General features: G+C 73.0%; 27 protein-coding genes. 6 read left to right on the top strand and 21 right to left on the bottom strand.

The features are described 5' to 3' along the window. Position 1 precedes the first annotated feature (1 nt). From ACFUUZ_RS24335 to ACFUUZ_RS24315, 5 genes are all read right to left on the bottom strand, one after another. Positions 2–418 (bottom strand): Dabb family protein, encoded by a 417-nt coding sequence (locus ACFUUZ_RS24335; RefSeq protein WP_378699949.1) that lies wholly within the window; start codon positions 416–418, stop codon positions 2–4. Continuing rightward, entirely contained in the window at positions 415–1,584 is a 1,170-nt protein-coding gene (locus ACFUUZ_RS24330; protein ID WP_378699947.1) for an MFS transporter, read from the bottom strand. The genes ACFUUZ_RS24335 and ACFUUZ_RS24330 overlap by 4 nt, the downstream gene beginning before the upstream one ends. After that, positions 1,581–1,925: a zinc-binding dehydrogenase gene (locus tag ACFUUZ_RS24325; RefSeq protein ID WP_378699963.1), complete on the bottom strand. Its 345-nt coding sequence runs from the start codon at positions 1,923–1,925 to the stop codon at positions 1,581–1,583. The genes ACFUUZ_RS24330 and ACFUUZ_RS24325 overlap by 4 nt, the downstream gene beginning before the upstream one ends. After that, complete coding sequence (locus ACFUUZ_RS24320; protein WP_378699945.1) at positions 1,841–2,596, bottom strand: alcohol dehydrogenase catalytic domain-containing protein; 756 nt, start codon at positions 2,594–2,596, stop codon at positions 1,841–1,843. Before ACFUUZ_RS24320 ends, ACFUUZ_RS24325 begins: the two co-directional genes overlap by 85 nt. A 73-nt stretch (positions 2,597–2,669) precedes the next feature. Beyond that, complete coding sequence (locus ACFUUZ_RS24315) at positions 2,670–3,236, bottom strand: TetR/AcrR family transcriptional regulator (RefSeq protein ID WP_378699943.1); 567 nt, start codon at positions 3,234–3,236, stop codon at positions 2,670–2,672. Between the two features lie 76 nt (positions 3,237–3,312). Between ACFUUZ_RS24315 and ACFUUZ_RS24310 the strand changes: the two genes are divergently transcribed. Beyond that, a complete protein-coding gene (locus tag ACFUUZ_RS24310) occupies positions 3,313–4,080 on the top strand; it encodes an alpha/beta fold hydrolase (RefSeq protein ID WP_378699941.1) in 768 nt (255 codons plus the stop codon). A gap of 127 nt (positions 4,081–4,207) precedes the next feature. Here ACFUUZ_RS24310 and ACFUUZ_RS24305 read toward each other — a convergent pair whose 3' ends face one another. The 9 genes from ACFUUZ_RS24305 to ACFUUZ_RS24265 form a co-directional block, all read right to left on the bottom strand. Next, positions 4,208–5,209: a LacI family DNA-binding transcriptional regulator gene (locus ACFUUZ_RS24305; protein ID WP_378699961.1), complete on the bottom strand. Its 1,002-nt coding sequence runs from the start codon at positions 5,207–5,209 to the stop codon at positions 4,208–4,210. A 58-nt stretch (positions 5,210–5,267) separates the two neighbouring features. After that, entirely contained in the window at positions 5,268–6,515 is a 1,248-nt protein-coding gene (locus tag ACFUUZ_RS24300) for an alpha-hydroxy-acid oxidizing protein (protein ID WP_378699939.1), read from the bottom strand. Continuing rightward, positions 6,515–7,960, bottom strand: a complete 1,446-nt coding sequence (locus ACFUUZ_RS24295; protein ID WP_378699937.1) for a rhamnulokinase family protein — start codon at positions 7,958–7,960, stop codon at positions 6,515–6,517. Before ACFUUZ_RS24295 ends, ACFUUZ_RS24300 begins: the two co-directional genes overlap by 1 nt. Beyond that, positions 7,957–9,993, bottom strand: a complete 2,037-nt coding sequence (locus ACFUUZ_RS24290) for a bifunctional aldolase/short-chain dehydrogenase (RefSeq protein ID WP_378699935.1) — start codon at positions 9,991–9,993, stop codon at positions 7,957–7,959. The genes ACFUUZ_RS24295 and ACFUUZ_RS24290 overlap by 4 nt, the downstream gene beginning before the upstream one ends. Positions 9,994–10,027: 34 nt before the next feature. Further along, positions 10,028–11,179, bottom strand: a complete 1,152-nt coding sequence (rhaI, locus tag ACFUUZ_RS24285; protein WP_378699933.1) for an L-rhamnose isomerase — start codon at positions 11,177–11,179, stop codon at positions 10,028–10,030. Between the two features lie 30 nt (positions 11,180–11,209). After that, entirely contained in the window at positions 11,210–12,526 is a 1,317-nt protein-coding gene (locus tag ACFUUZ_RS24280) for an MFS transporter (protein ID WP_378699931.1), read from the bottom strand. Between the two features lie 52 nt (positions 12,527–12,578). After that, the gene (locus ACFUUZ_RS24275; protein WP_378699929.1) at positions 12,579–12,926 is read right to left on the bottom strand and encodes an L-rhamnose mutarotase; all 348 of its coding nucleotides are present in this window, start codon (positions 12,924–12,926) and stop codon (positions 12,579–12,581) included. Between the two features lie 102 nt (positions 12,927–13,028). Further along, positions 13,029–13,619 (bottom strand): CHAP domain-containing protein, encoded by a 591-nt coding sequence (locus ACFUUZ_RS24270; RefSeq protein WP_378699927.1) that lies wholly within the window; start codon positions 13,617–13,619, stop codon positions 13,029–13,031. A 68-nt stretch (positions 13,620–13,687) separates the two neighbouring features. Continuing rightward, positions 13,688–14,458 carry a PaaI family thioesterase gene (locus tag ACFUUZ_RS24265; RefSeq protein ID WP_378699925.1) on the bottom strand — a complete coding sequence of 257 codons (771 nt, stop codon included), beginning with the start codon at positions 14,456–14,458 and terminating at the stop codon, positions 13,688–13,690. Positions 14,459–14,553: 95 nt separating this feature from the next. On the opposite strand from ACFUUZ_RS24265, the gene ACFUUZ_RS24260 reads away from it, so the two are divergent. Further along, entirely contained in the window at positions 14,554–15,564 is a 1,011-nt protein-coding gene (locus ACFUUZ_RS24260; RefSeq protein ID WP_378699923.1) for an alpha/beta hydrolase family esterase, read from the top strand. Here the strand turns inward: ACFUUZ_RS24260 and ACFUUZ_RS24255 are convergent. Then, positions 15,524–16,624, bottom strand: coding sequence for a hypothetical protein (locus ACFUUZ_RS24255; protein WP_378699921.1), 1,101 nt, complete (start codon positions 16,622–16,624; stop codon positions 15,524–15,526). The genes ACFUUZ_RS24260 and ACFUUZ_RS24255 overlap by 41 nt on opposite strands. Before the next feature lie 453 nt (positions 16,625–17,077). Between ACFUUZ_RS24255 and ACFUUZ_RS24250 the strand changes: the two genes are divergently transcribed. From ACFUUZ_RS24250 to ACFUUZ_RS24235, 4 genes are all read left to right on the top strand, one after another. Continuing rightward, positions 17,078–17,446, top strand: a complete 369-nt coding sequence (locus ACFUUZ_RS24250; protein WP_378699919.1) for a hypothetical protein — start codon at positions 17,078–17,080, stop codon at positions 17,444–17,446. Beyond that, entirely contained in the window at positions 17,443–17,853 is a 411-nt protein-coding gene (locus ACFUUZ_RS24245; RefSeq protein WP_378699917.1) for a roadblock/LC7 domain-containing protein, read from the top strand. The genes ACFUUZ_RS24250 and ACFUUZ_RS24245 overlap by 4 nt, the downstream gene beginning before the upstream one ends. A gap of 91 nt (positions 17,854–17,944) precedes the next feature. Further along, entirely contained in the window at positions 17,945–19,132 is a 1,188-nt protein-coding gene (locus ACFUUZ_RS24240) for a phosphatidylserine/phosphatidylglycerophosphate/cardiolipin synthase family protein (protein ID WP_378699915.1), read from the top strand. A gap of 243 nt (positions 19,133–19,375) precedes the next feature. After that, on the top strand, positions 19,376–20,965 hold the full coding sequence (locus tag ACFUUZ_RS24235) for a GMC oxidoreductase (protein ID WP_378699913.1): 1,590 nt from the start codon (positions 19,376–19,378) through the stop codon (positions 20,963–20,965). Positions 20,966–20,972: 7 nt separating this feature from the next. Here ACFUUZ_RS24235 and ACFUUZ_RS24230 read toward each other — a convergent pair whose 3' ends face one another. The 6 genes from ACFUUZ_RS24230 to ACFUUZ_RS24205 form a co-directional block, all read right to left on the bottom strand. Further along, a complete protein-coding gene (locus ACFUUZ_RS24230) occupies positions 20,973–21,479 on the bottom strand; it encodes a hypothetical protein (protein WP_378699911.1) in 507 nt (168 codons plus the stop codon). A gap of 123 nt (positions 21,480–21,602) precedes the next feature. Then, positions 21,603–21,749, bottom strand: a complete 147-nt coding sequence (locus ACFUUZ_RS24225; protein WP_378699909.1) for a DUF1059 domain-containing protein — start codon at positions 21,747–21,749, stop codon at positions 21,603–21,605. 54 nt (positions 21,750–21,803) lie between these two features. Then, positions 21,804–22,742 (bottom strand): alpha/beta hydrolase, encoded by a 939-nt coding sequence (locus tag ACFUUZ_RS24220; RefSeq protein WP_378699907.1) that lies wholly within the window; start codon positions 22,740–22,742, stop codon positions 21,804–21,806. A gap of 29 nt (positions 22,743–22,771) precedes the next feature. Beyond that, positions 22,772–24,160: an AMP-binding protein gene (locus tag ACFUUZ_RS24215; protein WP_378699905.1), complete on the bottom strand. Its 1,389-nt coding sequence runs from the start codon at positions 24,158–24,160 to the stop codon at positions 22,772–22,774. Continuing rightward, the gene (locus ACFUUZ_RS24210; RefSeq protein ID WP_378699903.1) at positions 24,153–24,755 is read right to left on the bottom strand and encodes an energy-coupling factor transporter transmembrane component T family protein; all 603 of its coding nucleotides are present in this window, start codon (positions 24,753–24,755) and stop codon (positions 24,153–24,155) included. The genes ACFUUZ_RS24215 and ACFUUZ_RS24210 overlap by 8 nt, the downstream gene beginning before the upstream one ends. Further along, on the bottom strand, positions 24,752–25,432 hold the full coding sequence (locus ACFUUZ_RS24205) for an energy-coupling factor ABC transporter ATP-binding protein (protein ID WP_378699900.1): 681 nt from the start codon (positions 25,430–25,432) through the stop codon (positions 24,752–24,754). Before ACFUUZ_RS24205 ends, ACFUUZ_RS24210 begins: the two co-directional genes overlap by 4 nt. Positions 25,433–25,509 lie beyond the last annotated feature (77 nt).

Below are 25,509 nucleotides of genomic sequence, written 5' to 3'. Positions count from 1 at the left end.
ATCACCCGGCGTGGCTGCCGGGTGCGGCGCTGCCGCTGTAGTGCCCGAGATCGGAGACCAAGCGGGAGATCTCGGGCATGGCGGCGTAGCGCCGCTGGTGCAGGGCGGCGATCTTCGCGCCGAGTTCGGGGTCGGGGTCGTCGGTGATGTCGAAGGACATGAAGGAATCGACCAGCGGGAGCCCGACCCGGTCGGTGTTCAGGTGCGCCGGGTGCACCAGGTACTCCCAGTAGCCGTCGAGATCGTCGATGGCGAAGACGGCGCCCCACTCGTACTCGCCGCCGTAGTCGGGGCCGACGGTGAAGTGCCGCACCGCCGGGATCACCCGGCCCTGGTTGCGCAGGCTCGCCAGCGCGACCTCGCGCTGGGCGGTGCTGACGCCGGGCTTCAGGGTGAAGCGGTTGCCGTGGTAGATCATGACTTTCGACCTTTCTGCAGGAGGAATCCCGCGCCGAGCAGCGCGAGTCCGGTGGTCGTGAAGGCGCCCTCGATGCCGATGCGGGCGACGAGCGGTGCGAGCACGACCGGGGAGAGGAACTGTCCGAGGAAAATGGCGGTGACCAGGCCACTCAGCACCCGGCCGCGCCGGTGCGGCGGGGCCAGCTCACCCAGCCGGGTATTGAGGTCGGGCACCACCGCCCCGACGCCGAGGCCGCCGATCAGCAGCCCGGCGAGTACCTGAGCCGGGTGCGCGGCGGTTCCCGCGACCAGCCAGCCGAGGCCGAGCAGCGCGAGGCTCGCCGCGGTGACCGCGGTCGGGGTGAGCCGGGCGCGCAGCCGCGGGAAGAGGAGCGCGCCCGCGATGCTCGTCAGCGTGCTGCCCGCGACGATGACGCCGACGGCGGCGGGTCCGGCGCCCTGCTCGGTGAGCAGGAAGGGCAGCTGGGTCGGGGCCATGAAGAAGGCGAGCGTGGCGGTCAGCGCCAGCAGGTAGATGCCGAGAATTCCCGCCGTGTTGCCCTGTCCGCGCACCGGATCGGGTGTGTTCGGTGCGGCGGGCGGGCCGTCGCGCAGCAGCAGCGCCGCCGCGACGGCGATCGGCGCGGCCGCGGCGTGCAGCCAGAACGGGAGCCGCCAGTCGATTCCGGCCAGCACGCCCGCCAGCGGCAGGAAGACGACGCCGCCGAGGGAGGCGGCCGCCTGCTGCCGCCCGAGCCAGAGCGCCCGGCGCGGCCCCTCGTACCAGTCGGTGAGGGTGGCGGCGACCGCCGTCATCACCGCACCGACCGCGATGCCGAGCAGGATCCGGCTGCCGAGCAGCGCGGGCAGGCCGGTCAGGAACCAGCCCGCGGTGCCGCTCACCGCGTACAGCAGCAGGCCGCCGGTGAGCAGCGACGCCCGGCCGACCCGGTCGGCGAGCGCACCGGCGAGCGGCGCGCTCACCGCGATGGCGAGCGAGGTGATCCCGACCGCGAGCCGGACCAGCAGCTCCGCTCCCGGCGTCCCGGCGTAGGCCGTCGCCATGGCGGGCAGCGCCGGGGCGATGACGGCCGCGGCCATGAGGGTCAGGGCGGCCGCCGCCAGCACGGTCGCCAGGGCGGGCAGCCCCGGAGCGGCGCGCGCGGTGGCGATCGGCGCGTTCACGGCTCCAGCACCACCTTGCCCACCACCGTGCGGGATTCGGCGAGGCGCAGCGCCGCGGCGGCGTCGGTGAGCGGCAGCCGCGCGGCGACCTGCCCGCGGACGTCACCGGCCACGGCGAGCGCGAAGACCCGGCCGAGGTCGTCGGCGAGCCCGGCCCGGAAGGCGGCGGCGTTCCTCCGGCCCGCCCAGAGGTTGAAGAAGTGCGCGCGCCGCTTGTTCGGCAGCGCGTTCCAGAGCGCCAGCCGGGCCAGCAGTTTCAGCACGGGAAGCCGGGAATCGCCCTCGACGTCCTTCGTCGATGCGGTGCCGTAGGCGACGAGGGCGCCGCCGGGGGCGAGCAGCCGGAAGGAGTCGACGATGCCGGGGCCGCGACGTGGTCGAAGACCGCGGCGACGCCGTTCGGGGCCAGCTCGCGCACCCGGGCGGGCACGTCGCCGGTGTAGTCCACCCACTCGGCGCCGAGCGCGCGCACCGCGTCGGCATTGCGGGCCGACGCGGTGCCGATCACCGCGATCCCGGCGGCGCGGGCCAGTTGGACCAGCACCGAGCCGACGCCGCCGTTGGCGCCGTGCACCAGGATGGTCGCGCCCGCGGTGGTGCGGGCCGTGCGGTGCAGCATCTGCCAGGCGGTGATGCCGTTGACCACCAGCGTCTCGGCCTCGGCCGGGTCGAGATTGTCCGGCACCGGAATCAGGTCGGCGGCGTCGAGCAGGACGTGGCTGCGCCAGCCGCCGACCTTGGTCAGCGCCGCCACCCGGCGCCCGGTGAGCGCGGGGTCGACCCCTGCGCCGCCCGCGACCACCTCGCCGACCAGGTCGTAACCGGGGACGAACGGGAACGGCGGCTGGTCGAAGTACTTGCCGCGCCGCATCTGCTGCTCGGCGAAAGAGACGCCGGTGGCGAGCACCCGGACCATGGCTTGCCCCGGGCCGGGCGGCGGCAGTTCGCGCCGCTCGACGCGGAGCCCCTCGGGCTCGACCTTGCCGGGCAGCACGATCTCGATGGTGTTCACGATGATTCCTCCTGGTGTGTGATTGGTCAGTCACCTTGAGCGAAAGCGGCGCCATTGCCGTGACGGTCAGGGATCAGTCGCGGTTCGGGTGCCGGATTCCCTCGGTGAGCAGCGCGGCCCACTCCCCCGCGCCCGCGTCGATGTCGAGCGTGGTGATGAGGTGGCAGAGCTGGCCGTAGGCGATGAAGCGCTGGACCTGCTCGGCGCTCCCGCCGGAGCGTTCGGCCGCGTACGCGGTGACCAGCTCCAGCCCCCGGCGCATGGCCGCCGCGATCTCCGGGATGTCCGCCGCGGACTGGGCGTGCACCTGCACCATGAGCAGCCGGTTGTCCGCGATGAGCTCGGCGTAGGCGCCGCCCATCCGGTGCAGCACCGCCTCCGGGGTCTGCTCCCCCGGCGCCGCCGCGCCCACCGCCAGCGCCTCCCGGACCAGCTCGAAGGTGCGGTCCAGCGCGGCGACGAAGAGCGCGACCTTGCCGGGGAACAGCTTGAAGACGTACGCGGGCGAGATCTCCGCCCGCGCGGCGACGCTGGTGATCGGCGTGCCGTGGTAGCCGGTGCGGGCGAACCCGTCGATCGCGGCCTCCACCGCGGCCTCGCGACGGAGTTCCGCGGTGGAGAGGGTGGCCCGTCTGCTCATATGAGTGACCGTACACTCACTTGTCGCGGGGTGTCCACCCGAACAGCCCCGGCGGCGCGTGCCGGATGATGGGCGCATGGCGAATATCGAGCTCGGGACCGTGCCCACCTGGTTCGACGTGCGCGGCGACGGTGACCCCGTGGTCCTGCTGCACGGCGGCTTCGTCGACTCGCGCACCTTCGCCGCCGCGCTGCCGCTGCTGATCAGCCGGTTCCAGGTGTACCGGATGGACCGGCGCGGGCACGGGCACACCCCGGACGTGCCGGGGCCGCTGAGCTACGCCGCGCTGGCGGCGGACCTGGTCGCGTTCCTGGAGCGGGTGGTCGGCGGCCCGGCGCACCTGGTGGGGCACAGCGACGGGGCGAACCTGGCGCTGCGGGTCGCGCTGGAGCGCCCCGACCTGGTCCGCAGGCTGGTGCTGATCAGCGGTAACCACCACGTGGACGGCGTCCTGCCCGGCGTGCTGGACGGCTTCGAGGACGAGGCGGCCATGGCGTACCTGGCCGCGAAGCACGGCGAGGTCTCGCCGGACGGCGAGGAGCACTTCCCGGAGCTGGCCCGCAAGGTGATCGAGCTGGGCCGCAACGAGCCGAGCTACACCGACGGCGACCTGGCGGGTGTGGCCGCCCGCACGCTGGTGATGGCGGGCGACGACGACATGATCACGCTGGAGCACACGATCGCGCAGTACCGCGCGATCCCCGATGCCGAGCTGGCGATCGTGCCCGGCACCTCGCACCTGCTGGTGGTGGAGAAGCCGGAGCTGGTGTACCGGCTGGTGGGCGAGTTCCTCGGCACCGACCCGGTGCCGACCAGGCAGCCGGCCCGGCGCGCCGGGCGGTAGGGGCCCCGGGCGGAGGCCGGGTCGCGGGGCGCCCGCCCGGGGCCGGTTACGACGCCAGGGCCCGCACCAGCAGGAGCGGACAGGGTTGCCCGGGCGTCACCCCTCGGGGTTGCTCCGATCCCCCTGCTCAAACGTGTTGACCGGCAATCGGTTCGGTGGAGGCGCGCTCGACCAGGGTGGGGCGGAAGCAGACGTGTTCGGGCTCACCGTCGCTCTCCGCGCCGGCGACCAGCAGGTCGACGGCGGAGGAGCCGATCTCGGCGCGCGGCTGCCGGATGGAGGTGAGCGGCACGATGGCGGACTGCGCGAAGTCGATGTCGTCGTAGCCCATCAGCGCGATGTCGGCGGGGACCGCGACCCCGCGCAGGGTGAGCGCCTGCAGCACCCCGATGGCGAGCAGGTCGTTGACGCAGAAGACGGCGTCCGGGCGCTCGGCGGCGGGCTGGTCGGCGATGAGCTCCCCGACCTGCCTGCCCGCGAGCACCGTCGGCGCGGCGGTGTCCCAGATTGCGACGGTGACGCCGTGCTCGGCGGCGGCGCGCCGGGCGCCGGTGCGGCGGTCGGCGACCTGGGCGAGGGTGGCGGGCCCGCCGACGACGGCGATCCGGCGCCGCCCGGTCGCGCAGAGGTGCCTGACCGCCAGGTCGCCGCCCGCGATGTCGTCGACGGCGACCGAGGAGAACGGGGTGCCGTGGCCGTCCCGGTCGACCAGCACCACCGGGACGCCGCGGCTGCGCAGCGCGACGATCCGCTCGTCCCCGGCCCCGGACGGCGAGATCATGAGCCCGAAAACCCGCTGCTCGTCGAAGGTGTCGAGGTACTGCCGCTCGCGCTCTGGGTCGTCGTCGCTGGAGCCGAGCAGCACGACGAGGTCGTGCGCGGCGGCCCGCTCCTGGGCGGCGCGGGCGATGTCGGAGAAGAACGGGTTGCCGATGTCGAGCACCACCAGCCCGACGCAGCGCGAGCGCCCGGCCTTGAGCTGCCTGGCGGCGTCGTTGCGGACGAAGCCGAGCCGGTCGATGGCCTGCTGCACCCGCTGCACGGTGGCGGGCGCGACCTTCTCGGGGGCATTGAGCACATTGGAGACGGTGCCGACGGAGACCGACGCCGCGGCCGCCACCTCCCGCATGCTCACCACCGGGGCTCGCCCCTCCTCCGTGCCGGTTCGGGCACCGCGCCCGAACTGCTCACCCCCGATCTTGATCGGCGACCGGGCGCGGGGCAAGTCTGGTGAACTGCGTGACGTGCCGCGGCTCCAGCTCCTCCAGGCTGCTGACCCCGAGCAGCCGCATGGTGCGCTCCACCTGCCCGGCCAGGATCTGCACCGCGCGCGCCACCCCGGCCTCGCCGCCCGCCATGAGGCCGTACAGGTAGGCGCGGCCGATCAGGGTGAAGCGGGCGCCGAGCGCGATCGAGGCCACGATGTCGGCGCCGGACATGATGCCGGTGTCCAGCACGATCTCGGTGTCGCGGCCGAGTTCGCGCGCGACCTCGGGCAGCAGGTGGAACGGGATCGGCGCCCGGTCCAGCTGCCGCCCACCGTGGTTGGAGAGAACCAGGCCGTCCACCCCGACGTCGACGACGGCGCGGGCGTCGGCGAGCGTCTGGATGCCCTTCACCACGACCTTGCCCGGCCACTGGTCCCGGATCCAGGCCAGGTCCTCGAAGGTCACGGTCGGGTCGAACATGGAGTCGAGCAGCTCGGCGACGGTCCCGGACCAGCGGTCCAGCGAGGCGAAGGCGAGCGGCTCGGTGGTGAGGAAGTCGATCCACCAGCGCGGGCGGGGCAGCGCGTCGAACACGGTGGCGGGGGTGAGCGCGGGCGGGATGGACATGCCGTTGCGGGTGTCGCGCAGCCGGGCGCCCGCCACCGGGACGTCGACGGTCACCAGCAGGGTGTCGTACCCGGCGGCGGCGGCGCGCTCGACCAGGGCCATGGAGCGCTCCCGGTCCTTCCACATGTAGAGCTGGAACCAGTTGCGGCCGTGCGGGTTCGCGGCGGCGACGTCCTCGATGGCGGCGGTGCCCATGGTGGAGAGCGCGAACGGGATGCCGGAGCGGCCCGCGACCCTGGCCCCGGCGTACTCGCCCTCGGTCTGCATCATGCGGGTGAAGCCGGTGGGCGCGATGCCGAAGGGCAGCGCGACCGGCGCGCCGAGCACGTCCCAGCCGGTGGTGACCTTCTCGACGTCGCGCAGGATGGCCGGGTGGAACTCGATGTCTTGAAAGGCTCTGCGCGCCCTGTCGATTGATATCTCGGCCTCGGCGGCGCCGTCGGTGTAGTCGAAGGCGGCGCGCGGGGTGCGGCGCTTGGCGATCCGGCGCAGGTCCTCGATGGTGAGCGCGGCGTCGAGCCTGCGCTGCGCGCCCAGCTTCGGCCTCTTGAACTGCATGAGCGGCGCGAGGTCGCGCGGCTTCGGGAGCTGTCGTTTCATCAGCCTGCCTTCCTGACGGGTTCGGTGCGGGGCGCGTACCGGCGCGGCGGGAACGCGGTGGCCACCTCGGCCCGCAGCGCGTCCACATCGCCGTGCAGCAGCCCGTGCGTGCGGGCCTGCACCAGTATGTTGCCGAGCGAGGTCGCCTCGACCGGCCCGGCGAGCACCGGCACCCCCGCGTGGTCGGCGAGCAGGGTGCAGAGCAGCGTGTTGCGCGCTCCCCCGCCGACCAGATGGATGGTGCGCACCGGGGTGCCGGTGAGCTCGGCGGCGGTGCGGACGCCGGTGGCGAGCGCGACGGCGAGGCTCTCCACGATGGCGCGCACCACGGCGACCGGGTCGGCGGGGACCGGGAGGTCGCGGGCGGCGTACCACTCGGCGATCCGGCCCGGCATGTCGCCGGGGGTGAGGAAGACCGGGTCGTCGACGTCGAAGGTGGCGGCGGGCGCGGGGGCATCGGCGGCCGCGGCGAGCAGCCGGGAGAGGTCGGCGCCGGTGCCGGTGCGCTGCCAGTGCCGCACCGACTCGCTGAGCAGCCACAGCCCCATGACATTGCGCAGGTACCGGGTGCGGCCGTCCAGCCCGCCCTCGTTGGTGAAGTTGGCGGCCCGGCCCGCCGCGCTCACCAGCGGCGCGGTCAGCTCGACGCCGACCAGCCCCCAGGTGCCGCAGGAGATGTAGGCGGCGGAGTCCGGCGCCATCGGCACCGCGGCGACCGCGGAGGCGGTGTCGTGCGAGGCCACGGTGCTCAGGGTGAAGCCGGGGTCGAGCCCGAAGCCCGCCGCCACCGTCGGCAGCACCGGGCCGAGCGACGTGCCGGGGTCGACCACGTCCGGGAAGAGCGCGGGCAGCCCGAGCCGGGTGTGCAGAGCGGTGTCCCAGGTGCCGTCCAGCCCGAGCAGCCCGGTGGTGGAGGCATTGGTCCGTTCGGTGACCCGGGCACCGGTGAGCCAGTACCCCAGCAGGTCCGGGACGAGCAGCGCCGCGTCGGCGGAGTCCAGCGTGCCCGTGAGCTTCTCGGCGGCGAGCTGGTACACCGTGGTGAAGGGCAGGAACTGCAGGCCGTTGCGGCGGTAGAGCTCCGCCTGGTCCACCACCGCGTGCACGGCCTCGACGCCGGCGGCGGCGCGGGTGTCGCGGTAGTGGTAGGGCAGGTTCATCAGCGCCCCGCGGTGCAGCAGGCCGTAATCCACCGCCCAGGAGTCGATTCCGGCGCCGAGCAGCCCCGGCTCCAGCCGCGCCGCCTCGGCCAGCCCGCGCCCGACCTCCCGGTACAGCCCGGGCAGGTCCCAGTGCAGCGCCGAGCGGTCGCCGTGCCAGAGCGGCAGCGGGTCGTTGCCGAAGCGGGCGACCTGGCGCATGTCGATCCGGCCCGGCCCGACCCTGGCGAGCATGACCCGCCCGCTGGTGGCGCCGAGGTCGACGGCGGCGACCGCGCCGGTCATCGCAGGAACGCCGCGGCGACCCCGGCGTCGACCGGCACGTGCAGCCCGGTGGTGTGCGAGAAGTCGGCGCTGCACAGCGCGAACGCGGCATTGGCGATGTGCTCCGGCAGCACCTCCCGCTTGAGCAGCGTGCGCTGCGCGTAGAAGGCGCCGAGCTCGGACTCCTCCACCCCGTAGACCGCGGCGCGCTGCGCGCCCCAGCCGCCCGCGAAGATCCCGGAGCCGCGCACCACCCCGTCCGGGTTGATGCCGTTCACCTTGACCCCGTGCTCACCCAGCTCGGCCGCGAGCAGCCGGACCTGGTGCGCCTGGTCGGCCTTGGCCGCGGAGTAGGCGATGTTGTTCGGCCCGGCGAAGACCGAGTTCTTGGACGAGATGTAGAGGATGTCGCCGCCCAGCCGCTGGTCGATGAGCGCCCGCGCGGCCGCCTTGGAGACCAGGAACGAGCCCTTCGCCATGACGTCGTGCTGCAGGTCCCAGTCGGCGGCGCTGGTCTCCAGCAGCGACTTGGAGAGCGAGAGCCCGGCATTGTTGACGACCAGGTCCAGGCCGCCAAAAGCGAGCACCGCGGCGTCCACCGCGGCCTGAACCTGCCCCTCATCGGTGACGTCGGCGCCGAAGCCGATCGCCACGTCGGCCGAGCCCAGCTCGGCCGCGACCTCGGCGGCCTTCGCCGCGTCCCGATCCGCGACCACCACGCAGGCGCCCTCGGCGGCCAGCCGCCGCGCGATCGCCTTCCCGATGCCGGAGGCGGCGCCGGTGACCAGCGCGATCCGCCCGGCCAGCGGCTTGGGCTTCGGCCGGCGCGCCAGCTTGGCCTCCTCCAGCGCCCAGTACTCGATGCGGAACTTCTCCGCCTCGTCGATCGGCTGGTACCGGGAGACCGACTCGGCGCCGCGCATGACATTGATCGCGTTCAGGTAGAACTCGCCCGCCACCCGCGCGGTCTGCTTGTCCGCGCCGTAGCTGAACATGCCGACGCCGGGGATGAGCACGATGGCCGGGTCGGCGCCGCGCAGCGCGGGCGAGTCCGGGGTGGCGTGCCGCTCGTAGTAGGCGCGGTACTCGGCCCGGTACGCCTCGTGCAGCTCGGTGAGGCGCTGCTTCGCTTGGTCCAGCGGGGCGTCGGCGGGCAGGTCGAGCACCAGCGGGGCGACCTTGGTGCGCAGGAAGTGGTCCGGGCAGCTGGTGCCGAGCGCGGCCAGCCGCGGGTGCTCGGCGCGGGCCAGGAAGTCCAGCACCGGCTCGGTGTCGGTGAAGTGCCCGACCTGGCGGCGGTCGGTGGAGGCGAGCCCGCGCAGGAAGGGCGCCAGCGCGGCGGCCCTGGCCCGGCGCTCGGCCTCGGGCAGCGCCGCGTAGCCGGGCAGGACGGCGCCGAAGGGCTCGGCTTTGCCGTTGGCCGCCAGGAACTCCTCGATGGTCCGGATGATCTCCAGCGAGTTGGCCTCGGCCTCGTCCGAGGTCTCGCCCCACGCGGTGATGCCGTGGCCGCCGAGGATGGTGCCGATGGCCTGCGGGTTCGCCCGGCGGATCGCGGCGATGTCGAGCCCGAGCTGGAAGCCGGGGCGCCGCCACGGCACCCAGACCACCCGGTCGCCGAAGATCTTCTCGGTCAGCTCGGGGCCGTCCACCGCGGTGGCCAGCGCGATGCCGGAGTCCGGGTGCAGGTGGTCCACGTGCGCCGCCTCCACCAGCCCGTGCATGGCGGTGTCGATGGAGGGGGCGGCGCCGCCCCTGCCGTGCAGGGTGTAGTCGAAGGCGGCGACCATCTCGTCCTCGCGCTCCACCCCCGGGTAGACGCCGGTGAGCGCGCGCAGCCGGTCCAGCCGGAGCACCGCCAGCCCCGGCTCGGTGAGCGTGCCGAGGTCGCCGCCGGAGCCCTTGACCCACAGGAGCTCGACCGGCTCGCCGGTGACCGGGTCGGTGTCGGTGCCCTTGGCGGAGGTGTTGCCGCCCGCGTAGTTGGTGTTCTTCGGGTCGGCGCCGAGCCGGTTGGACCTGGCGATGAGTTCCGCGACCGTGGGGTGGGTCATGGCAGGTGTTTCCTCGTTTCCGATATCGGTGTGGTCAGGCGCCCCAGGAGGCGGCGGCTCCGGTGCGCTCGGCGGCGAGCCGCTGCTGCTGCCCGGAGCGGGCGTAGGCGGTCATCGGGTCCTCGGGCAGGCCGCGCTCGGCCCGCCAGGCCGCCAGCCGCGGCCGGACGTCGGTGTAGAAGGCGTCCATCAAGACGGCGTTGGCGCCGAGCACGTCACCGGCCTCCTGCGCGGCGGCGAGCGCGTCGAGGTCGACCAGCGCCGCGCGCGCCGTCATCTCCTGCACGTTGAGCACCGAGCGGAGCTGGCCGGGGATCTTGTCCTCGATGTTGTGGCACTGGTCGAGCATCAGCGCCACCGGGGAGCCCGGCTCCAGCGCGCCGCCGCGCAGCACCTCGAAGAGGATGCGGAAGAGCTGGAACGGGTCGGCCGCGCCGACGATCAGGTCGTCGTCGGCGTAGAAGCGGGAGTTGAAGTCGAACGAGCCGAGCTTCCCGAGCCGCAGCAGCTGCGCCACGATGAACTCGATATTGGTGCCCGGCGCGTGGTGGCCGGTGTCCAGGCACACCACCGCCCGCTCCCCCAGCGCGCTGACCTGGGCATACGCGGTGCCCCAGTCCGGCACGTCGGTCATGTACATGGCGGGCTCGAAGAACTTGTACTCCAGCACCATCCGCTTCGCCGCGCCGACGTGCTGGTAGATGGTGGCCAGCGACTCGGCGAGCCGGTCCTGCCTGGCCCTGATGTCGCCCTGGCCGGGGTAGTTGGTCCCGTCGGCGAGCCAGATCTTGAGGTCGCGGGAGCCGGTGCGCTCCATGATCTCCAGGCAGTCGAGGTGGTGGTCGATCGCCTTCTGCCGGATCCGCTTGTCGGTGTGGGTCAGGCTGCCGAGCTTGTAGTCGTCGTCCTGGAAGGTGTTGGAGTTCACGGTGCCGAGCCGCACCCCGAGATCGTTCGCGTACCGGCCGAGCGCGGCGTAGTCGTCGACGGCGTCCCACGGGATGTGCAGCGCGACGGCGGGCGCCAGGCCGGTGAGCCGGTGCACGGTGGCGGCGTCCGCGATCTTCTCCCGCACGGTGCGCGCGGTGCCCGGTGTGCCGAACACCTTGAAGCGGGTGCCGGAGTTGCCGAACGCCCAGGAGGGCAGCTCGATCGCGAGGTTCTGCAGTGCGGTGTCGACGGACACGGTGCTTCCTTTCTCGGGGTGCGGCACGGGTCAGGCCACCGGGGTGCGCGGCTCGGCCGCGGCGACCGGGGCGCCGTAGCGCTCGGTCTCGATCTCGCGCAGCGTCTTGCCCTGGGTCTTCGGCGCGAAGGCGGCGCCGATCACGAGCGCGACGGTGAGCAGCCCGACCAGCAGCAGCCCCACCGCGGTGAGCCCGGTGGCGGCGAGCAGGGTCGGGAAGAAGTAGCTGAGCAGGCCGGTGGCCGAGCGGACCACGAAGAACATGAAGCCCTGGGCGCTGGCCCGGTACGGGGTGGCGAAGAGCTCGCTGGTCCACAGGCTGTAGAAGGCCTGCGCGCCGATGCCGCTGGAGATGCCCCAGAGCACCGCGAAGATCAGCAGCGTCGGCATGCCCGCGTCGGTGAAGAACACCAGCACGCACCAGGCCAGGATGCCGAGCGCGGCGCCGAAGACGTAGAGCCTGCGCTGCGAGACCCGGTCCGCGTAGGCCATGAAGCCCCAGTAGGTGGCGGCCACGGTGCAGCCCCAGACCAGCACCTGCAGCAGGTTCTGCTGGACCGCGCTGTGCACGCCCGCGCTGTCGTAGACCCGCGGCATGAAGATGCCCGCCTGGCCCGCGACGGTGTTCCAGAAGCCGTAGATGCCGATGAGCACGAGCAGCGCGGTGATATTGATCCGCCGGGAGAACAGCCCGCGCATCCCCTGGCCGCCGGTGGTCGCCGCGGTGGTCGCGCCCGCGCCGGAACCGGTCTCGTCCTTCCAGATCTGCGACTCGGCGAGCCCCTGCCGGATCCACCAGACCACGGCGGCGACCACGAACAGGTGCAGGAAGATCAGCCGGGAGCCGAGCAGCTCCAGCGGGGCCAGCGCCGCGGCCAGCGCGAAGCCGATCAGCGGGCCGACCGACCAGGCCAGCTGGGCGGTGCCGACGTGCTTGGCGCGCGCGGTGCTCGGCGCCTGCTCGGCGATGTAGGTCCAGGAGGCGGGGACGCCCGCGCCGACCGCGATGCCGGTGATCACGAAGGCCGCGAGCAGCATGCCGAAGTTCACCGCGAAGGCCGCGAGCAGCACCCCTGCCATGTAGACCAGCAGGTCGTAGGTGTAGATGGCCTTGCGGCCGTAGCGGTCGCAGAGCGGCCCGCCGATGCCTGCGCCGATCGCCGCGCCGAAGGCGTTGGCGGAGAGCGCGGCGAGCAGGCCGACGGCGAAGTTGCTGATGCCGAACGCGTCCTGCCAGAAGGTCAGGCTGGTGGCGATGGCGATGATGGAGCCGGCCTCGATGTAGTTGGACATCGCGACGGAGATGGTCGCTTTCCACCCGGTGGTGGAGCGAGCGCCTACCTTCATGGTCTTCCTCGGGGTGCGGAGTGGGGGTTGGTCGGTGCGGGGGTCGGGGGGCTCAGTCGAGGTGGAAGTACTCGGTGAGCCGGTGCAGCGCTTCGTCCGGACGGGTGCCCGCGGCGCCGGTCGAGACCGGCCGGAAGTACTCGGCCATGGCCGACTGCCAGCGGGTGTTCACCGCGGTCGCGGCCATGGCCGACTGCGCCCGCTCGAAATCGGGCGACTCCAGGTAACCGACCACCATGCCGTCCTCCGGGCGCAGGAAGAGCGAGTAGTTGCGCCAGCCCGCGGCGCGCAGCGCGTCGAGCATCTCCGGCCACACGGTCTCATGCGCCGCGAGGTAGTCGTCGATCCGCTCCGGGCGCAGGGCCAGCAGGAAGCAGACGCGTTCGGTGGTGTCGGGCATCGGGGTGATCCGCCTCGTCGTTGAACCGGCACGGATTGAAACGTTTCAATCTGTGAGTGCAGTCACCGTACGCCCGAGGGCGCGGTCAGGTCAACAGCTACCTCAGAGCAGCCCGACGCCGAGCACGTTGCGCACCTCGGCCAAGGCGAAGCGGTGGATCCGGATCTCGCCGAACTCGTTGCCGCCGATCGTGGTCACCACGCCGTCCCGCGCGGCGAGGACCAGGTTGACGTGCTCCCCGAATGCGCTCTTCTTGTGGTAGAGCAGCACGTCCCCCGCCTTCGGCGGCGGCGCTTCGGCGATCGGTGCGAAGCGACCCTCGGCCTCGTAGTACTCCTTCAGTGTGTACACACCGGGGATGCGCCACGAGCCGGAGTTCGGGTTGGCATACGGCACCCCCGCGGCCCGCATCACCCAGCTCACGAAGTCGGCGCACCAGGGCTCGGCGATGCCGTCGGCGTACTTGGTGCCCGGCCCCGGAGCGGCGAACTCCCGCTCGGCGGCGGTCGCGATCGCCGCCTGGGTCGGGTCCAGCGCGGCGCGGTCGAGTACCGGGAATGTGGTGAGCCGCTCCCCCGCGATGGCGGTGTCCCCCGCGTCGCCCGCGCACCAGCGGGCGCCGAGTACCACGGCGACGGCCAGCCCCAGCGTCAGCAGCCCGGCCAGAGCGGGCAGCACAATTCGTCCGATCATCGCAACCTCCCGTTTTGCGTTGATGTCCTGACGTTCAGACGCACAGGAGGGCGAATCGGTTCCCGGGCTCAGCTGCCGAAGGTGCGGGCGGTGGCGAGGGTGGTGATCCTGTCGTCGTTGCCGGTGTCCCTGACCTGCACGCGGGCCAGCTCGCCGTGTTTGCGGGCGGTGGCGGTGACCGGCCCGACCCTGGCGCCGAGCAGGTAGCGCAGGCCGAGGAAGCCGAGCGTGGCGCCGGGGGCGAGGGAGAGCACGGACTCCTCGGCGACCAGGGCGAGGAGTCCGCCGTTCACGGTGTCGGAGGCGTTGAGCCCCTCGACGGTCCTCGGCAGCACCGCGACCCCGGGGGCGGCGCGGACGCACTGCGCGCGTTCGGCGAGCGGGACGCGGAGCCGCTCGGCGCTCGGCGGGAGTTCGACGCTGAGCCGGTCCGGCAGCGTGACGGCCGGGTCCGGCGCCACCATGAAGGAGGCGCCCGCGACCGCGATCGGCTCGCCGCGCACCGTGAAGTCGAGTTCGGCGACGAATACCGAGCGGCCCACCTTCACCGTCCGGCCGACGGCCTCGACCAGGCCCGCGGCGGGCGCCGGGCGGTGCAGGTGGATGTCGAGCTCGAGGGTGACCGGCACCCGGGGGCCCATGACCACCGAGGCGAGCAGCCCGGCGAGGGTATCGGCCCAGGTGACGAGGACCGAGGTGCGCAGGTGCTCGGTGCCGGGCACGTGCATCTCCGGCGTGATCTCCGCGGCGCCGTGCAACTCGTCGCCGGAGCGGCGGGTGGCGAAGTTCAGTTCGCGCAGGATCTGCCCGCGCCCCTCCAGGCTGCTGTGCACCGTCATGGCATCTCCCGCCGCGTGTCCGATAATGACATTCTCATGGTAGAGAATATCTGTTTCGGGCCTGGCGGCGGCGCTCCGGGTGGGAGCATGGCCGCGTGTTCGAGAATGTGATTCCGGGCCGGGTCCTCGGCGCCGTCGCCGCCACGGTGGCGCTGCTCGCCGCACCGGCCGCCGTCCCCGCCACCGCCGCCGCCGACCCCGGCGCGGTGCCGTCCGCCGGGTGCGCGGCTCCCCCCGCCGCAGCGGGCCACACCACCCAGACCTATGCCGGGGCGGGCCGCTCCGGTTTCTACCTGCGCGACGTTCCCGCTGTTCCGGGGCCGTACCCGCTCGTCGTCGACCTGCACGGCTACCTGGAGCCCGCCGAGATCCAGACCAGGAGCAGCGGGGTCGGCGAGTACGGCCTGCGGCAGGGGTACGCCACGGTCACCCCGCAGATCGAGGAGCCGGGGGTGCCGCGCTGGAACTTCCAGCCCGGCGGCGCCGACATCGACTGGCTCGCCGGGGTGATCGACGACGCCGAGGCGACGCTCTGCGTCGACACCGGGCGGATCTACGTCACCGGGCTCTCCATGGGCGCCTTCACCACCTCCGCGCTCGCCTGCCGCCTCTCCGACCGGATCGCGGCGATCGCGCCGGTGGCCGGGCTGCAGGACTTCGCGTGGTGCGACACCGAGCGGCCGGTGCCGGTGATCGCCTTCCACGGCACCGACGACCCGATCGTGGCCTACGGGGGCGGCGCGGGCCCGAACGCCAGGTTGCTGCCGCGCACCGACGGCACCGGCTCGGCGAACCCGGACGACCTGGACCGGGGCCCGAACGGCCCGGCGCCGCAGAGCATCCCGGACAATGCCGCGGCCTGGGCGGCGCGCAACGGCTGCGCGGCGGAGCCCGCCGTCGACCAGGTCGCGCCGGACGTGGTGCGCTACCGCTACGCCTGCCCGGCCGACGGCTCGGTGGAGTTCTGGTCCATCACCGGCGGCGGGCACGTGTGGCCGGGCAGCGCGATCCCCTTCCCGGAGCTCTTCGTCGGCAAGGACACCCCTTCGATCGCGGCGACCCCGCTCATCTGGGACTTCTTCCGCGCGCATCCACTTCCCGCGTGACCGGTGCGCCGAGCTCGTCCGCCGCCAGGACGATCTCGGCGTACCGCACCGCGATCCGGTGCGAGATGCAGGCCAGGGTGAGCAGCCCGAGCGCGACGTTGCCGAGCGCCCCGAACCCCTCGGTGGCGAAATCGACGAGGGCGTTCAGCATGGTGTAGACCAGCGCCGCGATCCGCAGCAGCCGCAGCGGCCGAAGCGGGCCGTCGCGGCGGGTGCGCAGCATCGCCGGGAACGCGATGACCAGCGTGACCAGCGCGCTGACGAAGAGGATCGCGCCGGAGACGGTCATCCGGTCCAGCTCGATCTGGTACGACCGGTCCTGGATCTGCAGCCCGCCGGTGGCCAGCGCCACGATGCCGAAGACGACGGTGACGAAGGCGGAGAGCACCATGAGCCAGCCGAGGATCCACACCGGCCACGGCCCGCCCGCCCAGCCGGGGATCAGCGCGGCGGCGCGCAGCCGCAGCGCGCGCAGCCGGTCGTCGCGGTGCGCGGCGCGCTCGAGCAGTGCACGGACGCCTGCCACGTCGGCCGGGTCGGCGCCGAGCTCGGCGGCGCTGTCGAGCATGAGCAGCGCGGCGGTGCGGCTGTGCGGCGGCAAACCGCGGACGAGACCGTCGGCGGCGACCGCGGCCGCGTTGCCGAGGTACTCGTCCCTGGTCGGGGTGCGCAGCTCCCTGGTGAGCCTGCTCGCCACCAGCAGCACGACCACCGAGACGTACATGATCTCGGCGGCGGGGCCGTAGAAGTAGTCGTTGTCCTTGGTGACGAACTTGCCGACCTCGTCCAGGAAGAGCCCGAAGCCGATGCCGCCGAGCAGCACCGCGAACCCGCGCACGCCGGAGCCGAGGAAGAGCCAGCCGACCAGCAGCGCGACCGCCATCGCCGCGCCGCCGTAGAGCGCGTGCGCGATGTGCAGGCTGCCGCCGCCGACCTGCGGGTAACCGGTGAGCTCCAGGTAGAGCCTGGTGATCAGGATGGTCGCGATCGCCACGATGAGGAAGGCCTCGGCGCTGGAGCTGCCCCACGCGCTGCGCAGCACCCGGGAACTCGCCGCCATCGGCACTCCTTCCTGCCCCCGTCGCTCCAGCCTCCCGCAGCCGCCGCCGGAAAGCGGGCGGACACACCCACCGGCCTCCGGAATTCGTCGATGGCCGCGCTTCGCACCGGGGCGAATACTTCCGCCCGGTGCGATCACGAATTCGCATTCGCAATTGTGCGCGCGCTCCGGCGGATTATTGCCCGAATTCGCCGGCCTCCGCTGCGGTGCCGCGGAAACCCGGAATTGGGACTCGCGGCCCACACACCGCGCCGGCAGAATCGCGCGCCCTCCGCCCGGGCCCGCCCGGCTTTCCCGACCGGATTCGCAACCTCGCGCAAGGGGGGAGTTCGTCACGGTGGCCGCCCCGAATCCCGTTGCTAGACTGTCGCTGCCGACGGCGGGGCCGTCGGCACGGTTGGGTATTCGATTCGAGATCTGCAGTTCCGTGCGTGCGGGGGCGGGAAGTTCGACATGAAGCTGGAAGAAGCGCTGCGCGACGGAATGAGCGTGGACGGGGCGATCGGGATCGCGCTCGTCGACCTCAGGAGCGGAATGCTGCTGGCCAAGCAGGGCGGACACAATATGTTCGACCTGGAGATGGCGGGTGCGCTGAACACCGAGGTGCTGCGGGCGAAGCTGCGCGCCGTCGAGGCGCTGCAGCTCGGTGACGACGTGCAGGACATCCTGGTCACGCTCGGCAGGCAGTTCCACATCATCATGCCGCTGCACAACGCCGACGGCGAGGAGCTCTTCCTCTACCTGGCCCTGGACCGCGAGCGCGGGAATCTGGCGCTGGCCAGGCATCAGCTGCGGCGTATCGAGCAAGCGGTCCGGGTGTGAGTAAGCCCGTGGAGGTCGCGCTGCGCGACCCGGCGGTGGTCGGCACGCTGCTGCAGCGGGCGGTGGACGAGATCGACGACGTCGCGCACGCGATCATGACCACCAGGGACGGCCTCGTCGTCGCGGCGAACCGGGAGGCGGGCGGGGCCGACGGCGAGGACACCCTGGCGATGCGCGGCTCGGCCATGGCGGCCGCCGCCTCCGGGATCGGCGACCACTTCACCACGCTGGTCCAGCAGGGCAGGCTGCACGCCTCGGTCTTCGAGGGCGAGCGCGGCTGCGTCGGGGTGTTCCCGGTCTCCGCCACCTTGCTGCTGGTGGTGGCGGGCGGGCCCGCGGTGACGATGGGCCGGTTCAATGCCGCGGCCAAGCGGGTGCTGACGCTTCTGCAGGCTCCCGACGCCTGACCGGCGCGGAGCCACTACAGTTACCGATCAGTACCCGCCCGAGCCGGACAGGGCGGGTACCGGTCGTGCGCGTGCCGGCGAAGGAGCGAACATGTCCGAGGCCACCCGTACCCCCGCAGAAGTCACCGAGCGCACCGCCGCGCTGCGGCGCAGGCTGGAGCGGCTGATCGGCATCGCCGCCTCCGAGGGGAACGCGCTGACCGCGCTGCGCAACGGCGACGAGATCTTCCCCGCCATGCTGGCGAGCATCGCCGCCGCCGAGCACACCGTCGACATGATGACCTTCGTGTACTGGAAGGGCGATATCGCGAGCCAGTTCGCGCACGCCCTGGCCGAGCGGGCGCGCGCGGGCATCCGGGTGCGGCTGCTGCTGGACGGCTTCGGCAGCAGGCTCATCGAGAAGGACCTGCTCGCGCTGATGAGCGAGGCCGGGGTGCGGATCGCCTGGTTCCGCAAGCCGGTCTACATCTCGCCGTTCAAGCAGAACCACCGCTGCCACCGCAAGGTGCTGGTGGTGGACGAGGAGGTCGGCTTCACCGGCGGCGTCGGGATCGCCGAGGAGTGGTGCGGCGACGCCCGCACCGAGCACGAGTGGCGGGACACCCACGTCGAGGTGCGCGGCCCCGCGGTGGACGGCATGGCGGCCGCCTTCGCGCAGGGCTGGGCCGAGTGCCACGACGAGCTCTTCGACGACCGCGACCGCTTCGTCGAGCACGAACCGCAGGGCAGCGCGGTCGTGCAGGTGGTGCGCGGCTCGGCCAGCGTCGGCTGGCAGGACATGCAGACGCTGCTCCGGGTGATGATCGAATCCGCCGAGGTCCGCTTCCGGCTGGCTACCGCCTACTTCGCGCCGGACGCCTACTTCATCGAGCTGCTCTGCGCGGCCGCGCGGCGCGGGGTCGAGGTGGAGATCCTGCTGCCCGGCCCGCACACCGACAAGCGGGTGTGCCAGCTGGCGGGCCAGCACTTCTACGAGGACCTGCTGGCCTGCGGCGTGGTGATCCACCAGTACCAGCCGACCATGATGCACGCCAAGATCATCACGGTGGACGGGATCGCCAGCCTGGTCGGCTCGACCAACTTCAACCGGCGCTCGCTGGACCACGACGAAGAGGTCATGCTCGCGGTGCTGGACCCGGAGTTCTGCGCCACCCTGGACGAACACTTCGACGAGGACGTGGCGAAGTCGTCGCGGATCCGCGAGGGGCGCTGGAAGCGCCGCTCGACGGTGCAGCGGGCCAGGGAGTTCGCGGTGCAGCCGATCCGCCGCTTCCTGTAGCGAGAGATCTTTACACTTTTTCGGTCAACCTCCGGATAACCCAGTTATCATTCGCTCGTGCACGCTTTTCGACGGGTTCCGCGCTGCGTAGCAGCACCGGCGGTGATCACGGCGAGCGCGGGCACCGGACGGCGCGACCGCGCGGCACCCGGCCGCTCCGATTGACGCGGCGGCGGCCGCTCGCCCACACTCGAGCAACCGGACAACACTGTCCGGTTCAACTCCGCATCCCGAAGGTGGGACATGTCAGGAATCTCGCGCCGGTCACTGCTGACCGGGGCCGTCGCCGCGGGCGCCGTGCTCGCCGGTGCCGGGGCCGTCGCCGCGCCGATCGCCGCCAGGGTGAACGGGGTGCCGCTCACCCGCGAGGAGCACCGGGTGGTCGTGATCGGCTCCGGCTTCGGCGGCGGGGTGAGCGCCCTGCGGCTCGCGCAGGCCGGGGTGCCGGTCACCGTGCTGGAGCGCGGGCTGCGCTGGTCCACCGGCCCGAACGCGGAGACCTTCCCGCGCGCGTCGAACCTGGACAAGCGGGTGCTCTGGTACCGGTCGAGCCCCAACCTGTTCGGCACCCCGCTGGTCTTCGAGCCCTATACCGGCCTGGTCGAGGCCGTGGTCGGCGAGAACATGACGGCGCTCTGCGCGGCCGGGCTCGGCGGTGGCTCGCTGGTGTACCAGGGCATGTCGCTGCAGCCGGACGAGGCGGTCTTCAACACCTGGTTCCCGCAGGAGCTGGACTGGAAGTTGATGGACCGGGTGCACTACCGCCGGGTCGAGAAGATGCTCGGCCTTGCCGAGGCGCCGGACGAACTCATCGGCACCGAGACCTACCGCGCCGCCCGGGTCTTCGCCGAGCGCGCGAAGCGGTCGGGGCTTCCGGTGTCGAAGATCCCGATGCCGATCGACTGGGACTTCGCCATGGCCGAGCTGCGCGGCGAGATGAAGGCCTCGTACACCAACGGCGACGGCGCGATGGGCGTGAACAACGGCGGCAAACACACCGTCGACGTCACCTACATCGCCGCCGCCGAGGCCACCGGGCTGGTGAACGTGCAGACGCTGCACGAGGTCACCGAGGTCGAGCGGGCGGACGACGGCCGCTGGGTCGTGCACGTCCAGCGCCTCGACACCACCGGCGCGGTGCTCGAGCACAAGGTCCTCACCACGTCCACGCTGATCATGGCGGCAGGCACCATGAACACCACCCGGCTGCTCATGCGGGCCGGGGCCAAGGGACTCATCCCGGACCTGCCCGACGATCTCGGCGGCAACTGGGGCAGCAACGCCGACCGCATCTACCTGTGGACCGACCCGTCCGCCGAATTCGGTGCGCCGCAGGGCGGTCCGGTGGTCTTCGGCAGCAAGAACTGGTCCGACCCGCAGAACGCGCACACCCTGATCCAGGCCTCCATCCCGCCGCTCTCGCTGAACCCACAGAGCACCGTGATGGTCGGCTACGGCGCGAGCGCGGGGCGCGGCCGGTTCCACTACGACAGCGCCAAGGACGACGCGATCCTGCGCTGGCCCATCGAAGGCGACAGCGCGCTGCAGACCGGCTTCATCGGCCCGGCCGCGCAGAAGATCGCCGGGCCGGACGGCTTCCTGCTCGACACCAACACGGTCTTCCCCTCCACCTGGCACCCGCTGGGCGGGGCGAGCATGGGGTCGGTCTGCGACCTGGACGGCCGGGTGCTCGGCCAGCGCGGGCTCTACGTGCTCGACGGCGCGCTCATGCCGGGCAACACCGCCGCGTGCAACCCGTCCATGACGATCGCCGCGGTCGCCGAGCGGGCGCTGGACAACCTGGTCGCGAAGGACGTCGGCAGCGTGATCTGACCGCCGGTCAGCGGGTGAAGTCGCCGTCCCAGGTCACGGTGCCCGCGCTCACCCGCGCCGAGGTCAGCTCGGCGCGGGTGACCCGGTAGGCGTGCTCGAGCTCCTGGGTCGCGCCGGGGGCCAGCGTGCCTGGCACCTCGGCGCCGTACCCCTCGGAGACCGAAACGACGTGCGCGGCGGGCATGTCCGACGGACCGTAGGTCAGCACCGGCGCGGTCCAGCCGCGCGGGACGATCGGGTCGCGGCCGGGATTCTCGAAGCGGAAGTGCAGCACGGTGACGGTGCCCGCGAGGCTCGGCACCGACTCCACCCTGGCGATGGCGATGCGCAGCCCGGACGCCGGGTCGGTGGCCACCTGGTCCGGGGCGTACGTGCCCGCGGACGGGATCCCGCCGAAGCCGCCGCCGAGCGCGGGGGTCGGCGAGCTCACCAGCTCCGGGTCGGAGCCCGCACCGCCGCACCCGGTCAGCACCACGATCGCCCCCGCCGCGATCGCCACCAGTCTCGCCCTCACGCCCGTACCCCTCTCCGCCGCACACCCCGCCGGACCGCGGCCGGGTGCGGCGTCATAGTACGGCGGTACCACCTTGCCCGGCAGCGGAACGCGCGGCGGAGCGGAGTACGGGGGCGGCCCCGGTCAGTACGCGATGAAGAGGATCTCTTCCCGGGAGTAGTCGTGGCCGGGGTGGTTCTCCTTGAGGTGCGCCTGGGTCTTGGTCACCAGCTCGTCCTCGTCGGTGCCCGAGATGGTCTCGCCGCAGGGGCAGTTGAGTCTGGTTTTCATTGTCGTCTCCTTCTCGTGACGGTTTCCGAGAACGAAACTACCGCTTCGCCGGGTTCATTCGAGCGCGGCGGCGAGCAGCGGCCAGGAATCGTGCAGGTCGGTCTCGAACTGGCCCCAGGTGTGCGCGCCCTGCGGGCGGTCGACGTGGGTGGCGGGGATGCCGAGCGCGGCCAGCCGCCGGGCGAAGGACGCGGTGCAGGTGCGGGCCAGCGCCTCCACCGGCGGAATGGCGGCGCCGCCGCGGTCGATGGGGCCGGGCACGCCGGTGGCGGCGGAGAGGTAGACGGCGGTGCCGCGCAGCGCGCTCGCGAAGGTGTAGGCGTCGTGCGCCTGCCAGCCGGGGCCGCCGAGCGGGCCCCACATGTTCGCCGGGTTGCCGCCGCCCCTGGTCACCTGGGCGGTGATGCCGACGACGCCGGACGGGTCGGCGGACCACGGGCAGCCGCTGTAGGCGGCGACCGCGGCGTACCGGCCCGGCGCCTGGATGGCGAGGTCGAGCGCGGAGCCCGCGCTCATGGAGACGCCCGCGACGGCGGCGCGGCCGGTGCTGTCGAGCTCGCCCGCGAGCGCGGCGGGCAGCTCCGCGGTGAGGAAGGTCTGCCAGCGGTTCCGGCCGAGTGCCGGGTCGTCGGCGCGCCAGTCGGTGTACATGCTGTAGGCGCCGCCGAACGGGAGCACCACGTCGACCTGCTTGTCCGCGAAGAAGGCCCGGACATCGGTGTCGTGCCACCAGGAGACGCCGTCGAGGCCGCCGCCGATCCCGGTGAGCAGGTACAGCGTCGGGGCCGGGCCCGCGGCGGCGTGCAGGACCCGGGTGGAGATGACCCGGTCCATCGACGGGGAGTAGACGTCGATGCGGGAGGCGCGGTCGTCGATGGGCTCCCTGGCGACCACGTGGGGTTCGGGCCGCGCCACCGCGGGGGCGGCGGTGAGCAGCGCGGCGGTGGCCGCGGTCAGGACAGCGAGGGTCGCTCGAAAGAATCGGTGCCGCACGGGATTCAGGTACCCGATCGCGGGGTACGTCAACCCTTTCGGTCCGCGGCCAGCAGGGTGCGGAGCGCGGCGCGGTCGAGCTTGCCGCGCGGGGTGCGCGGGAGCGCGGGGAGGCGCAGGATGCGGACCGGGACCGCGGGGGCGGGGAGGGTGTCGCGCAGGCGGGCACGGAGGTCGTTCGGGGCAGGCGCGTCCCCGGTGACCACGACGGCCGCCGCGGGGACCTCGCCCATGCGCGGGTCGGGCAGGGCGACACAGCCCGCCTCGAGGACGCCGGGGATCGCGGTGAGCGCCGACTCCACCTCGGCCGGTTCGACATTGAGGCCGCCGCGGATCAGCATCTCGCTGGCGCGGCCGTGCAGGTGCAGGCGGCGGCCGTGCAGCGCGCCGCGGTCGCCGACGGTGCACCAGCCGTCCACCGGGCCGCCGGTGATGCCGTGCTCGGTGAGGTAGCCGGTGAACAGCATGTCGCTGCGGATGTGCACGAGGCCGGCGCGGATCTCGGCCTCGACGCCGGGGAACAGCTCGCCCGCCGCGGTGCCGTCCCGGTCGCCGAGGCCGCGGTCGGCGGCGACGAAGCTGAGCTCGGAGGCGCCGTAGAAGTGGGTGATCTCGGCGTTCGGCAGGACAGCGCGCAGCGCGGCGCGGCCGGGGCGGGGCCAGCGGGCGGCCGAGGAGAGGACTTCGCGGACGGCAGGGAACGGGCCGCTGTCCGCGCGGGCGATGTCCCAGGCGATGGCGGGGACGGTGTACAGGTGGGTGGCGCCCGCCCGGAGCGCGGTGCCTGCGTCGCGCAGGTCGGCGGTGGCGCCGCGGGTGAGGGCGTGCAGCGCGCCGTAGAGGAAGTGGGTGTGGTCGAGGGTGCCCGGGGTGGCGACGGTGTCGCCGGGGGCGATGGCGAAGGTGCTGTCCGAGCGGTCCAGGGTGGTGGCCCAGGAGCGCTGGTCGCGGACGAAGAGTTTGGGTTCGCCGGTGCTGCCGGAGGTGAGGCCGACGAGGAGTTCGGTCTCCGGGGTGACCGAAGGTTCCGGACGGGTGTTACCGGGCAGGGAGGCGGCGGTGTGGATTTCGCCCTCGTGACCAAGGCGGCGGAGGCGGCGGTGCTGGGAGGTCGCGGCTACGAGGGCGCCGGGGCGGGTCAGGGTGAGGGCGCGGGTCAGGTGGGCGGGGGTGAGGTGGCGGTGCAGGAGGACGACGCTCACGCCTGCGTGCATCGCGCCGACGACGGCGACCAGCGACTCGACGTCCGAGGTGGGCAGCACCGCCACCCGGCGCATCCCGGCGAGCGCACTCGCGAATCCCCGCACCCGGTGCAGGAATTCACCGAACACCACCTCCTCCCCCGCGGCCCGCACCGCCACCGCGTCCGGCCGCGCCGCACCCGCCCGCAGGATGCGCGCGGCGAGCAGCTCAGTCATCGTCGACCCCGCGCGCCACCAGCGCCTCCCCCATGGCGTCGGCGGTGCGCAGCGCCCGCACCAGCACCGGCGTCACCAGCGCGGTCATCGACCACTGCAGCCCGCGCGCCCGGCGCGCCTCGGCCACGTCGTGCACGATCCCGGCGAGCAGCGGCACGCACCGGATGGCGAGCGCGAGCAGCAGCCCGAGCCGGTCGGTGTCCACCCCGACCCGGCGCAGCGGCGCGAGCCCCACGGTCACCGCGTCCAGCACGGCGCTCACCCGCGTGGTCAGCGTGACCAGCGCGGCCAGCGCCACCGAGACGAGCAGCACCCCGCAGACCACGACGGCCCGCGCGGGCGAGGTGACGAGCACCTGGAACACCGCGATGAGCAGCAGCACCCAGAACACCGGCCGCAGCTGCGCCAGCGCCACCCGCACCGGGATCCGGGCCACCGCGTAGAGCGCCGCCACCACCGCACCGGCCGCGGCCACCTGTACCGGCGTACGCACCAGGACCGCCGCCGCGACGATGCTCACCAGCAGCAGCACCAGCTTCACCCCGGCGGGCAGCCGGTGCAGCGGCGAGGTGCCGGGCCGGTAGAGCCCGATCATCCGATCAGGTCCCGGTAGGCAGGCACGGCGGTCTCCGGCGGGCCGTCGAACGCCACCGCGCCCTCGTCGATCACCACCACCCGGTCGAAGCCGGTGAGCAGTGAGAGCTGGTGGGTCACCACGATGACCTGCTGGTCGACCGCGTCGAGCGCGGCGGCGACGATCCCGGTGTTGCGCAGGTCGAGCAGGGTGGTCGGCTCGTCGGCGACGATCACCGCCGGGCGGCGGATGAGCACCGCGCCGAGCGCGAGCAGCTGCTTCTGCCCGCCGGAGAGCAGGTGCGCGGGGTGGTCGCCGTGGTCGTGCAGCCCGAACCGCTCCAGGATCTCGCGCACCCGCTCGGCGATCTCGGCCTTGCCGAGCCCGCTGCGGCGCAGCGAGAAGGCGAGGTCCTCGGCGACCGTCGGCATGACGATCTGGGTGTCGGGGTCGGTGAAGACGAAGCCGACCCGGCGGCGCACCTGCCCGCCCTTGCGCGCCACGTCCAGCCCGTCCACGGTGACGGTGCCCTCGTCCGGGGTGAGCAGCCCGTTGATCATCCTGGCCAGCGTCGACTTGCCCGACCCGTTCGCGCCGATCACCCCGATCCTGCGCTCGGTGAGCCGCAGGTCGATGCCGCGCAGCACGGTGCGCTCGCCGTACCCGTGGCGCACGCCGGTGAAGACGATCTCGCTCATGCCGTGCCCTCCCCCGGCGCGAGCGCGAGCCCTCCGTGGTGACGCTCCGCTACCGCCTCCGGGCCTGACTCGCTCAT

The sequence above is a fragment of the Nocardia sp. NPDC057353 genome (assembly GCF_042667085.1).
Lineage (GTDB): Bacteria > Actinomycetota > Actinomycetes > Mycobacteriales > Mycobacteriaceae > Nocardia.
This window is presented reverse-complemented; position numbering and strand designations above follow the sequence as displayed.